Raw genomic sequence first — 12,832 nt, forward strand, 5'->3', positions numbered from 1 at the left:
ATGTATGTTCTGTTTTGTGGTAAAATAAAGAAGACTTAACCGCCCACTGCAGCAGCTAAGTCCCTTTGAGAGCATCTTGCATCTTGACAAATGATTCAAAGCGGTTTTGCCAGGATTATATCTTCAATCGCTGACTCAATCTCTTTGTCAGAAGCGTCATAACTTCCATTTGACTGTGGTTTGTCGTGCTTGGAAGTTTGATTCGCTTCTTCTTTAGTATGTCCCTTCTCAGCAAAATTCATGCTAGGCATTTTAAATGCCCCCATGTTCATGTATTTTCCGAATTTCCACATTTCAACAATAGGGCAGAAACGAACAATTCCCTCTGCAACTTTCATTGCACCAATCCATAGCAAAATGTTAGACCAAGTGCACCAAGGTTTGCGCACGAGTTTCGTTGCACTACAACCGAAGAGGACAAGTCCGAGTGTAATTCGAATTAGGGCATTTATTGTACCGATATTTTGCTTCATTAGAAAAACACTCCTTTTATGAAAGTTGAAATAGATAATACTATTTCTTTTATTAGTATCCCTTTTGATTTTTCGGATATGTAATCCAACATTTGACGTGGAAAAAGATGTTGGATTGTGCGTGTGTGTAAGTAGCTTTTTTTGTTATAATGAAAGAATGCATAAAAGGAAGTTCAAAATTAAATCCTCTCGTTTAAAAAATGTCGAAGAGGGGATTCCAAACTTAATTCTCCGCTTTAAACAAATATTTAAGGTGAACTTAAAAAATCCTAATGAAAATAAACTGTTATTTTAAACAGAAATATATACAACTTGAGAAAAGAAAGGGTGTTTTCATGTACGATATTTCCGGATGGAAACATGTATTTAAGCTTGATCCGAATAAGGAGTTAAGTGACGAACATTTAGAAATGATTTGTGAGTCTGGAACAGATGCTGTTATTGTAGGCGGAAGTGATGGGGTGACAATTGATAATGTACTACACATGCTAGTTAGCATTCGTAGATATGCAGTTCCTTGTGTGTTAGAGGTTTCTGATGTAGAAGCAATCACACCAGGATTCGATTTTTATTATATCCCAAGCGTTTTAAATAGCCGAAAGGTAGAATGGGTAACAGGCGTTCATCATGAGGCTTTGAAAGAATTTGGGGATATTATGGATTGGGACGAGATTTTCATGGAAGGGTATTGTGTTTTAAATCCTGAAGCGAAGGTAGCCCAGCTTACAGATGCAAAGTGTGATGTAACAGAAGATGATGTGATTGCATACGCGCGTTTAGCAGACAAGCTATTACGTTTACCGATATTTTATTTAGAATATAGCGGTACGTACGGAGATGTTGAACTTGTTAAAAATGTAAAAGCACAATTGAAACAAGCCAAGTTATATTATGGCGGTGGTATTTCTAATGCGGAACAGGCGAAGGAAATGGCGCAGCATGCTGATACAGTAGTTGTTGGAAATATTATTTATGATGATATAAAAGCAGCGTTAAAAACGGTTAAAGCAGTAAAAGGAGAGTAGGTGCAGGCGTATATGAGTATGACAGATAGATTATTAAATGGTTTAAATCCGCAGCAACAAAAAGCAGTACAAACAACGAACGGACCACTTCTATTAATGGCAGGCGCAGGTAGTGGTAAAACACGTGTGTTAACACATCGTATTGCGTATTTACTTGGTGAAAAAGGAGTAGCGCCATGGAATGTACTAGCTATTACCTTTACAAATAAAGCGGCTCGTGAAATGCGCGAGCGTATTGATACACTTGTCGGACCAGAAGCTGAAGATATTTGGATTTCTACGTTCCACTCTATGTGTGTACGTATTTTACGACGTGATATCGATCGCATTGGTATTAATCGTAACTTTACAATTTTAGATTCAGGTGATCAGTTAACTGTAGTTAAAAAAATTATGAAAGAGCGTAATATTGATCCGAAGAAATTTGAGCCGCGCTCTATTTTAGCTGGTATTAGTAATGCGAAAAATGAATTGTTATCTGCGGATAAATATGCGAAGAAAATTACAATTGCTGATCCATATGAAAAATTAACGAGCGATGTATATACAGAATATCAAAAACGTCTTTTGAAAAATAACTCACTAGACTTTGATGATTTAATTATGACGACGATTCAACTATTTGAACGTGTTCCAGAAGTACTAGAGTTTTATCAGCGTAAATTCCAGTATATTCACGTGGATGAGTATCAAGATACGAACAAAGCGCAGTACCTTCTTGTTAAACATTTGGCAGCACGTTTTAAAAATTTATGTGTTGTAGGTGACTCAGATCAGTCAATTTATCGCTGGCGTGGTGCGGACATTTCTAACATTTTGTCATTCGAAAAAGACTATGAGAATGCGCAAGTTATTCTGTTAGAACAAAATTATCGTTCGTCACAAAATATTTTAAATGCAGCGAATGCTGTTATTGAAAGAAATACGAATCGTAAACCGAAGAAATTATGGACAGATAATGAAGTTGGAAGCAAAATCTCTTACTATCGTGCTGCAACGGAAAAGGACGAAGCATACTTTGTTGCGAAAAAAATTCGCGACGATATTCAAATGGGAAAACGAAAATATACTGATTTTGCGGTGTTATATCGTACAAATGCGCAGTCTCGTATGGTCGAGGAGATTTTCCTGAAATCTAATATTCCTTACAAAATTGTCGGCGGTACGAAGTTCTACGACCGTAAAGAGATTAAAGACATTTTGGCGTATTTACGCTTAATTGGGAATCCAGATGATGAGATTAGTTTCGCACGTATTATTAACGTGCCAAAGCGCGGAATTGGTGCGACTTCTATCGATAAAATTATTAATTACGGTGTACAAAATGGAATTTCATTAACAGCTGTATTCGATGAGATTGAGCATGTTGGAGTAAGTGCAAAGGTTACAAAGGCAGTAAAAGAATTCGCAGGTTTATTACACAACTGGGTAAATATGCAAGAGTATTTATCTGTTACAGAATTGGTAGAAGAAGTTATTGAAAAAACCGGCTATCGCGACATGTTGAAAAACGAGCGTACGTTAGAAGCGGAAGGTCGTCTAGAGAACTTAGATGAGTTTTTATCTGTTACGCAAACATTTGAATCTCAAAGCGAAGATAAGAGCCTTGTTGCATTCTTAACAGACTTAGCACTTGTTGCAGATATTGATCGTGTAGATGAAGACCCGACTGCTGGTGAGGAAGTTATTTTAATGACGATGCACTCAGCGAAAGGATTAGAATTCCCAGTTGTCTTTATTGTTGGTTTAGAGGAAGGAATATTCCCGCATACTCGTTCTCTAATGGAAGAAGATGAAATGCAAGAAGAGCGTCGTCTTGCTTATGTAGGTATTACTCGTGCAGAAGAAGAGTTGTATTTATCAAATGCACAAATGCGTACTTTATTTGGTAGAACAAGTATGAATGCCGCATCCCGATTCATTACAGAAATCCCGACAGAACTAGTAGAATCATTAAATGAAACAGCGCCGAAGCGTGAAACTTCGTTTGGTGCAAAAGGAAGAACGGCAAGTAGCAGTAAAATGACAACTACAACACGTTCTCGCTCAGCTTTCGCGCGTCCTGCAGCTAAGACGACAGGCGGCGAACAAATCGGCTGGGCGGTAGGCGATAAAGCTTCCCACCAAAAATGGGGAATCGGTACAGTCGTAAGTGTAAAAGGTGAAGGTGATGCAAAAGAATTAGATATTGCGTTCCCAAGCCCAATTGGTGTTAAACGTTTGTTAGCAAAATTTGCACCTGTGACGAAACAATAGGAAAGGAATGAGGATATGTCAAAAGAGATAGCAAAAAAACGTATAGAAGAACTACGTGATTTGTTAAATACATTTAACTATCAATATCACGTGTTAGACAATCCTTCTGTTTCTGATGCGGAGTATGACCGTAATATGCAGGAGCTTATAAAATTAGAAGCAGAGAACCCAGAGTTTATGAGTGAAGATTCTCCCTCTGTTCGCGTTGGGGGAACGGTTCTTGATATATTTGAAAAAGTAACACACAAGTCACCGATGTTAAGTTTAGGAAATGCATTTAACGAAGGAGATTTACGTGATTTTGACCGACGAGTACGTCAAGGAATTGATGATGCGAATGTAAGATATATATGCGAATTAAAAATTGACGGACTTGCTGTTTCACTTCATTATGAAAAAGGACGCTTCATTCAAGGGGCAACACGTGGTGATGGTGTAACAGGTGAAGATATTACTCAAAATTTAAAAACGATTAAAGCAATCCCGCTTCGTTTAAATGAAGAAGTAACGTTAGAAGCACGAGGCGAAGCTTATATGCCGAAGCGTTCATTCGTTAAGTTAAATGAAGAAAAAGAGCAAAATGGTGAAGATGTATTTGCAAATCCGCGTAATGCGGCAGCAGGTTCAATCCGCCAACTTGATCCGAAAATTGCAGCGAAGCGTAACTTATCTATGTTTGTATACGGTCTTGCGAATGTAGAAGAAAAAACAATCCTATCACATAGTGAATCGCTTGATTTCTTAGGTGAACTTGGATTCAAAACAAATCCAAATCGACGCACATGTGAAACAATTGAAGAAGTTATAGCTTATGTAGAAGAATGGCAAGAAAAACGTCCGCATCTTGATTATGAGATTGATGGGATCGTTATAAAAGTAGATGATGTTGCTCTTCAAGAAAGTCTAGGCACTACAGCAAAGAGTCCAAGATGGGCAATTGCTTATAAATTCCCAGCTGAAGAAGTTGTAACAAGATTAACAGGCATTGAATTAAGTGTTGGTCGTACAGGGGTTGTAACACCGACTGCAGAGCTAGAGCCAGTGCGAGTGGCTGGTACAATCGTTCGTCGTGCTTCTTTACATAACGAAGATTTAATTCGTGAAAAAGATATTCGAATTGGTGACTACGTTGTTGTGAAGAAGGCTGGAGATATTATTCCTGAAGTTGTAAATGTTATTTTCGATAAGCGTACTGGTGAGGAAGAAGAATATCATATGCCAACGCATTGCCCAGCATGTGAGAGTGAACTAGTTCGTTTAGAAGAAGAGGTAGCACTTCGTTGTATAAATCCAACTTGTCCTGCTCAAATTCGAGAAGGGTTAATCCATTTCGTTTCAAGAAATGCAATGAATATTGATGGACTTGGAGAACGTGTCATTACACAACTCTTTGAGGCAGATTATATTCGTACATTTGCTGATTTATATTCGTTGACGAAAGAGCAATTATTACAGCTAGAACGATTTGGAGAAAAATCAGCAACGAATTTAGTACAAGCAATTGAGAATTCTAAAGAAAACTCATTAGAGCGATTATTATTCGGTCTTGGTATTCGCCATGTTGGAGCGAAAGCAGCACGTACATTTGCAGAGCATTTCGAAACGATGGATGCGCTTGTGAAGGCAACGGAAGAAGAATTAAAAGCAATTAATGAAATTGGTGAAAAAATGGCTCAATCCGTAGTAACGTATTTCGATAATGAAGACGTATTAGAGTTATTACAACAATTTAAAGAATACGGCGTGAACATGACATATAAAGGCATGAAAATTGCTGATTTACAAAACGTTGAGTCGTACTTCGCAGGAAAAACTGTCGTTTTAACAGGGAAATTAGAAGTTATGGGACGTAGTGAAGCGAAGAAGAAGATTGAGGCATTAGGTGGAAAAGTAACAGGAAGTGTTAGTAAAAGTACGGATTTAGTTGTTGCAGGTGAAGCGGCAGGTTCGAAATTAGCACAAGCGGAGAAACATAATGTTGAGGTTTGGAATGAAGAGAGGTTCTTACAAGAGCTAAATAAGTAAGAGGTGCAAACTTACCATGAAAAAAATAGCATTAGCGGTATTAAGCCTTGGCCTACTTGTAAGTGGGTGTAGTGCAGGTGCCGACAAAGATGAAAAAGTGGTTGAGAAATCGGGGAAAGCAAAAGAGCAAGCAATCGTCCCGAATTACTCTATTTCGGATGAATATTATAAGACGACTATTCCATTTGAGGGAGGAAACGCACGTGGCTTAGTTGTGCAAGGAGTAAGTAATCGTCTTGATATAGATGAATTTGAAACAGGATTAATGCGTATTGCGAAAGAATCATTTAGTACGAAAGATAATGTTTTAAAAGGCGGGAAATCCCTAAATACTCAGTATATACAGATGCTTGTTAAAAGAAAACGTACAGATGCAGAACAAAAGGAACTAGAAGGTACACTAAAAAAAGATGCGGTTAAATTCCCGAACATAGGGTTAAATCCTGCATTAGGTACAGGATCCGAAGCACTAGAAGTGAAAAATAAAAAAAATCCAATATATATTTCAAATATTTTAGAGCATGATTATTATGTGAATAAAGGCGAAAAAAATGAGCGTAGCGGCATTGTAGTTGGATTAGCGATGAATTCGGTTCATTATTATGAGGAAGAGCATGGTTATCCGCGTGAGGCTGCAATTTCGAATGAAAAGATGTTAGCGGAAGGGAAAAAAATGGTGCCAGAAATCTTGAAAGTTATGCATCAACAAGATCCTGAGACAAAAAACCTTCCGATAACATTTGCGATTTATCGTCAGGCTCCAAAGTCTTCGCTCGTACCAGGTAACTTTGTTTCTTATGCGAATGTTGAAAAAGGCAGTGAAACGGTTGAGGATTGGAAACAAATTAATGAGAAATATTATTTGTTCCCATCTGAACAAGCGAAAACAGATAATAAACGTGAAGATCTGGCGAGAGTATCAAACTTCAAGGCAAAATTAAGTGATTATTTCCAAGGCGACTATACAGCTGTTATCGGTACTGGTATGTATAGAGACGATGAATTAAGAGAAATAAAGCTCGATATTCCTGTCCAGTTTAATGGGAAAGCAGAAATAATTGGCTTTACACAATATGTAGCCGGGCTTGTTATGGAATACTTCCCGAATTATATGAAAGTACAAGTAACGATTAAATCTGTAGAGCGTCCAGAAGCGATTATTATACGTGAAGCGAAGCAAGATGAACCGTATGTGAAAATTTTAGATTAAATACAAGGGCTGTTCCTTTATGGAACGGCTTTTTTTCTTGGGTAATTTTGTTATAATTTAAAATGTTGTAAATAATGGGGTAAGGGGTAAAGCGCATGGACGAATTAAGTTTTCAAGTCATTATTTTATTAATTGCATTCGGTTTTTTAGCAGCTTTTATTGATTCAGTTGTTGGTGGTGGAGGATTAATTTCGCTTCCGGCACTTATGTTTGTTGGTTTACCACCAGCTTCGGCAATTGCAACGAATAAATTAGCTGCAACGATGGGGACGTTTACGAGTGCGATTTACTTTATTCGATCGGGAAAGGTTGATTTTAAAATTGTAGGAAAGTTAATCCCGTTAACTATTATAGGGGCAGTCGCAGGTGCTTTAGTAGTAAAGTTTATTCCGCCGGATATTTTACGTCCGTTAGTGCTTGTGATGTTGGTGTTTATTGCCATTTATATTATTGCGAAAAAGGATTGGGGAAGTGTATCTACCTATAAGAAGATGACGAAAAGAAAAACATTAATATTTTTCTTTGTTATTTTAATGATAGGGTTTTACGATGGGTTTTTTGGACCAGGGACAGGATCCTTCTTAATTTTTGCATTTTTATTAATTGGTTTGGATTTTATTCAAGCAGCAGCATCTGGAAAACTTTTGAACTTTGTTAGTAATATCGTATCGTTAATCACTTTTTTATTTTTAGACGTAATTCATTTTGAATACGGTATTATTATGGGATTATCGATGATTTTGGGCGCTTATTTTGGATCGAAATTTGCAGTTCAAAAAGGTGTTGGATATGTAAGAACTTTATTCTTGTTAGTAACTATTTTATTGATTAGCAAAAACGTTTTGGAATATACTCATATTTTGTAGAGTTATACATTTGTATAACTCTATTTTTTTATTATATTTTAAAAATTAATTAATTTTTAAAATATAAGTCTAGGAATATTTGAATAAATCTAAATTATCGTGTAGAATAATGTTGTAAAATGTAAACGTTTTTCTAAGGGGAGGCTAAAAATAATGGTAGTAGCATACAAACATGAGCCATTTACAGATTTTTCAGTAGAGGCTAACAAATTAGCGTTTGAAGAAGGTTTAAAGAAAGTAGAATCTTATCTTGGACAAGACTATCCATTAATTATTGGGGGAGAAAAAATCACTACAGAAGACAAAATTGTTTCTGTAAACCCTGCAAATAAAGAGGAACTTGTTGGTCGCGTTTCAAAAGCAAGCCGTGAGTTAGCTGAAAAAGCAATGCAAGTAGCGGATGAAACATTCCAAACTTGGAGAAAGTCAAAACCAGAAATGCGTGCAGACATTTTATTCCGTGCTGCAGCGATCGTTCGTCGTAGAAAACATGAATTCTCTGCTATTCTTGTAAAAGAAGCAGGTAAACCATGGAATGAGGCAGATGCTGATACAGCAGAAGCAATCGACTTTATGGAATATTATGGTCGTCAAATGTTGAAATTAAAAGACGGAATTCCAGTAGAAAGCCGTCCAATTGAATATAATCGTTTCTCTTACATTCCATTAGGAGTAGGTGTTATCATTTCTCCTTGGAACTTCCCATTCGCAATTATGGCAGGTATGACAACAGCTGCTTTAGTTTCTGGTAATACAGTATTACTAAAACCAGCTAGTACAACTCCTGTAGTAGCAGCGAAATTCATGGAAGTATTAGAAGAAGCTGGCTTACCAGCTGGCGTAGTAAACTTCGTACCAGGTAGTGGTTCTGAAGTTGGTGATTACTTAGTAGATCACCCTCGTACACGTTTCATTAGCTTCACTGGATCTCGTGATGTAGGTATCCGTATTTATGAGCGTGCAGCGAAAGTAAACCCAGGCCAAATTTGGTTAAAACGCGTTATCGCTGAAATGGGTGGTAAAGATACAATCGTTGTTGATAAAGAAGCAGATCTTGAATTAGCAGCTAAATCTATCGTTGCATCAGCATTCGGATTCTCAGGACAAAAATGTTCTGCATGTTCTCGTGCAGTAATCCACGAAGATGTATACGATCACGTATTAAATCGTGCTGTTGAATTAACGAAAGAATTAACAGTTGCTAACCCAGCTGTATTAGGTACAAACATGGGTCCTGTTAATGACCAAGCTGCATTCGATAAAGTAATGAGCTATGTTGCAATTGGTAAAGAAGAAGGTAGAATCTTAGCAGGTGGCGAAGGAGACGATTCTAAAGGCTGGTTCATCCAACCAACAATCGTTGCTGACGTTGCAGAAGATGCTCGCCTAATGAAAGAAGAAATCTTCGGACCAGTAGTAGCATTCTGTAAAGCAAAAGACTTTGACCATGCACTTGCGATTGCAAACAATACAGAATACGGTTTAACAGGAGCAGTTATCTCTAACAACCGTGACCATATTGAAAAAGCACGTGAAGACTTCCACGTAGGTAACTTATACTTCAACCGTGGATGTACTGGTGCAATCGTAGGATACCAACCATTTGGTGGCTTTAACATGTCTGGTACAGATTCTAAAGCTGGTGGCCCTGACTACTTAGCACTTCACATGCAAGCAAAAACTACTTCTGAAACTTTATAAGAAATAGTAGAAGAGATCTTCGCAGTCTGCGAAGATCTCTTTTTTCTGCTTATATGTGGATTAAGATACATATAAGCAGAAAAAATAATATAAGGTTTACTTCAGTAAAATAAGGTATATTATATTGGTTGAATAAATTCTCTTTCAAGATAAGAAAAGTAGGTGAACAAAATGGGAAAATATCAATTGGATTATAAAGGTCAGGTAGCTGTCGCAAAGTTTCATGAAAAACAGACGCCTGTCAAGTTTGATAAAAAGCAGCAAATTGAAAAATTGCGTGCGGAGTATTTGAAAAAGAAACAAAAACAAACAGATAAATAGTAGGAGAAACTAGTTAATTTGAATAAAAAACACTTACCATATATTACCATTTGGTAAGTGGAATTAGCTAAACCCTATTCATATCAGGATAAACATGTAAATAGAAACAAAACAATGAGAAAAGTTGACTTATTAGTCACATTTTTTTGTATTCATTTTAAGGATTTCCTGTATAATACAATTTGAAAGAAAATCTATGGTTTGACAAGAAACACTCTTTTCGGTTTTGCTCACTGAAGAGAGTGTTTTTTTGTAGCTAAAAACTCCTCTGTACTCATTACATTTGCATAGACACCATTTAAACTAGCTAAAATTGTGTTATGAATATAAACGGCTGGTATAGTAGCATTCTTAAAAGAAAGGTCTTTTGTAGCACAAGCATCATGTATAACAGTACATTGCAAGCCGAAATCAAAGGCAGCCCTTACGGTAGCATCAATACACATATGAGTCATCATCCCGCATATGACAACGTGTTCAATAGCTAAACGTTGTAATTGCTTTAGAAGATCAGTTTCGCGAAAACTATTTGGATAATGCTTGAGTATAACCGTTTCTTCTCTAAGTGGGCGTACGCTTTCATGAATATGTACACCTTCTGTATTGGGTAGGAAAAAAGTAGCGTCCTCTTTTATTGCTACATGTTGGATATGAAAAATAGGTTCGTTTTTCTTTCTAAAGAGCTGTAGTAGCCGACGGGCATATGCGCTTGCTTCGACTGGATTACGTAATTCCATTTTGCCGTGTGGAAAATAATCATTTTGAATATCAATGAGTAAAAGAGCTGTTTTCATATATTTATCTTCCTCCGATTTCATATTCAAATAATGGTATTCAATTAGTAGAGAAGATTATCCTTTTAAAAAATATGCAAGAGGAGAATTTTACATAACTTTAAAGATTACTATTTTTTCTTAAATTTTTCATCTGAAAATTTTAATAAAGAAATAATTAATATTTTTCTAAAAAATGTATTGACTCTTATTATTCTGAGTTCTATAATGAGAATTAATTAAACGACAATTAAATCGATACATTCTTATCCAGAGAGGTGGAGGGACTGGCCCTACGATACCTCAGCAACGGGTTTTTTTAATACCGTGCTAACTCCAGCAAGCCTATGAAAGGCTTGGAAGATGAGAAGATGTGAACGAGTACATATAAGTGCTCTCCTTCTTATCTTTATGGTTGATAAGAAGGAGAGCACTTTTTATTTTACCTCGAGAGCTCTGCTTCAAGTTTTCACAGCATATAGGAGGGGAAAAAATGATTTCTTTTAACAATGTAAGTAAAGTATATGAAACAGGTGGGCAATCTGTTCATGCGGTGGAGGATGTAACATTATCAGTTGAGAAAGGCGAAATTTTTGGCATTATCGGTTTTAGTGGCGCTGGAAAGAGTACGTTATTACGCCTAGTAAACATGTTAGAGAGACCAACGGCAGGAACGATTTCAATAGATGATAAAGAGATTACATCATTATCGACGAAAGAATTACGGAAGCTAAGACAAAGAATCGGGATGATTTTTCAAAGTTTTAATTTATTTAATTCAAGAACAGTATTTGGGAATATTGCTTATCCATTAAAGTTAGCGAAAGTACCAAAGAATGAGATAAAAGAAAGAGTAAATGAATTGCTGAAGTTTGTAGGGTTAGAAGATAAAGCAAACAATTACCCAGAGCAGCTATCAGGTGGACAAAAGCAGCGTGTTGGTATTGCTAGAGCGCTCGCAACATCACCAGATATTCTTATATGTGACGAAGCAACATCAGCTTTAGATCCAGAAACAACGACAGAAATTTTGAACTTATTAAAGAAAGTAAATCGAGAATACAACTTAACAATTCTTCTTATTACACATGAAATGCATGTTGTGAAAGAAATTTGTCACCGTGTAGCTGTAATGGAGAAAGGAAAAGTTATTGAAGAAGGAAAACTGTTTGATGTTTTCACACAACCAAAAACAAAGACGACTCAAAACTTTGTACGTTCTGTTATTAATGATCATTTACCGGAAAGTGTTTTAGCAAAAATTCAAAATGGTGGTAAGATTTATCGTCTAACATTTACTGGCGAGGAGACAGGACAGCCAGTACTATCATATATCGCAAAAAACTATAATGTCGATGTAAATGTACTGTACGGAAATATTATTGAACTTCAAAATGTGCTATTTGGAAATCTTCTTGTAGAATTGCAAGGTGAACAGAGGGAAATTCAAAAAGCATTACAACATCTAAGACTGCAAGTGCAGCTGAAGGAGGTAGAAGCTCATGCGAGTTGATTGGAGTATATTTTGGCCGCGCATACTAGATGCAACGGGGGATACCCTCTTAATGGTAATTGTAACCCTTATATTCGCTACAATTCTTGGTATACCTCTAGGTTTACTTCTATATGTAACGAGAAAAGGAAACTTTTTAGAAAATAAATGGGTCTTTTCTATTCTTAATATCATTATTAATACAATTCGTCCGATTCCATTCATTATTTTCTTAGTAGCTTTAAGTCCGCTAACAAGAAGTGTTATTGGAACAACGATTGGAACGGCGGCAGCAATTTTCCCAATGACGTTAGTTGCATCAATCGGTATTGCTAGAATGGTTGAAACAAATCTTGTTTCTGTTCCGAAAGGGGTAATCGAAGCAGCTCAAGCGATGGGTGCTTCACCAATTAGAATTGTTTTTGAAATCCTTGTACCAGAAGCGTTAGCGCCATTAATTTTAGGTGTTACATTTATGACAGTTGGTTTAATTGAATTTTCTGCAGTTGCTGGGCTTGTCGGTGGTGGCGGTCTTGGTGACTTAGCAATGACATATGGTTATCAACGTTTTGATACATCAGTTATGTTCGTAACGGTCGTTTTACTTATTATTCTCGTACAGTTAGCTCAAAATTTAGGAAACTACTTTGCGAAAGTCTTTTTACGCAGATCATAAAAAGAAAGAGGGGA

At 36.6% G+C, this 12,832-nt stretch carries 11 protein-coding genes and 1 riboswitch; of the genes, 9 read left to right on the forward strand and 2 right to left on the reverse strand.

The genetic code is table 11. The annotated features are described in order from the left end of the window. Positions 1 to 95: 95 nt before the first annotated feature. Positions 96 to 473 carry a YgaP family membrane protein gene (locus MKY00_RS01775; RefSeq protein ID WP_002026867.1) on the reverse strand — a complete coding sequence of 126 codons (378 nt, stop codon included), beginning with the start codon at positions 471 to 473 and terminating at the stop codon, positions 96 to 98. Positions 474 to 808: 335 nt separating this feature from the next. On the opposite strand from MKY00_RS01775, the gene MKY00_RS01780 reads away from it, so the two are divergent. From MKY00_RS01780 to MKY00_RS01810, 7 genes are all read left to right on the forward strand, one after another. Next, entirely contained in the window at positions 809 to 1,498 is a 690-nt protein-coding gene (locus MKY00_RS01780) for a heptaprenylglyceryl phosphate synthase (RefSeq protein WP_000272093.1), read from the forward strand. 12 nt (positions 1,499 to 1,510) lie between these two features. Then, a complete protein-coding gene (pcrA, locus tag MKY00_RS01785) occupies positions 1,511 to 3,754 on the forward strand; it encodes a DNA helicase PcrA (RefSeq protein ID WP_011039939.1) in 2,244 nt (747 codons plus the stop codon). Positions 3,755 to 3,769: 15 nt separating this feature from the next. Next, positions 3,770 to 5,779: an NAD-dependent DNA ligase LigA gene (gene ligA, locus MKY00_RS01790; protein ID WP_000031440.1), complete on the forward strand. Its 2,010-nt coding sequence runs from the start codon at positions 3,770 to 3,772 to the stop codon at positions 5,777 to 5,779. A gap of 16 nt (positions 5,780 to 5,795) precedes the next feature. Next, positions 5,796 to 6,989: a CamS family sex pheromone protein gene (locus tag MKY00_RS01795; RefSeq protein WP_016716320.1), complete on the forward strand. Its 1,194-nt coding sequence runs from the start codon at positions 5,796 to 5,798 to the stop codon at positions 6,987 to 6,989. Positions 6,990 to 7,084: 95 nt separating this feature from the next. After that, positions 7,085 to 7,855, forward strand: coding sequence for a TSUP family transporter (locus tag MKY00_RS01800; protein ID WP_000343961.1), 771 nt, complete (start codon positions 7,085 to 7,087; stop codon positions 7,853 to 7,855). 153 nt (positions 7,856 to 8,008) lie between these two features. Continuing rightward, entirely contained in the window at positions 8,009 to 9,556 is a 1,548-nt protein-coding gene (pruA, locus tag MKY00_RS01805) for an L-glutamate gamma-semialdehyde dehydrogenase (protein ID WP_000259559.1), read from the forward strand. A gap of 171 nt (positions 9,557 to 9,727) precedes the next feature. Next, complete coding sequence (locus tag MKY00_RS01810; protein WP_000521648.1) at positions 9,728 to 9,877, forward strand: hypothetical protein; 150 nt, start codon at positions 9,728 to 9,730, stop codon at positions 9,875 to 9,877. Between the two features lie 230 nt (positions 9,878 to 10,107). Here the strand turns inward: MKY00_RS01810 and MKY00_RS01815 are convergent, their stop codons facing one another. Then, positions 10,108 to 10,671, reverse strand: a complete 564-nt coding sequence (locus tag MKY00_RS01815; RefSeq protein ID WP_000844890.1) for a cysteine hydrolase family protein — start codon at positions 10,669 to 10,671, stop codon at positions 10,108 to 10,110. A 242-nt stretch (positions 10,672 to 10,913) separates the two neighbouring features. Beyond that, positions 10,914 to 11,020, forward strand: a riboswitch (SAM riboswitch). Positions 11,021 to 11,143: 123 nt separating this feature from the next. On the opposite strand from MKY00_RS01815, the gene MKY00_RS01820 reads away from it, so the two are divergent. Further along, positions 11,144 to 12,163 carry a methionine ABC transporter ATP-binding protein gene (locus MKY00_RS01820; RefSeq protein WP_016716321.1) on the forward strand — a complete coding sequence of 340 codons (1,020 nt, stop codon included), beginning with the start codon at positions 11,144 to 11,146 and terminating at the stop codon, positions 12,161 to 12,163. Further along, on the forward strand, positions 12,153 to 12,818 hold the full coding sequence (locus MKY00_RS01825) for a methionine ABC transporter permease (RefSeq protein WP_001261859.1): 666 nt from the start codon (positions 12,153 to 12,155) through the stop codon (positions 12,816 to 12,818). Before MKY00_RS01820 ends, MKY00_RS01825 begins: the two co-directional genes overlap by 11 nt. The last annotated feature ends 14 nt before the right edge of the window (positions 12,819 to 12,832 follow it).

The organism is Bacillus sp. FSL R9-9834, from assembly GCF_038006905.1.
In the GTDB taxonomy this organism is placed as follows: domain Bacteria; phylum Bacillota; class Bacilli; order Bacillales; family Bacillaceae_G; genus Bacillus_A; species Bacillus_A pacificus.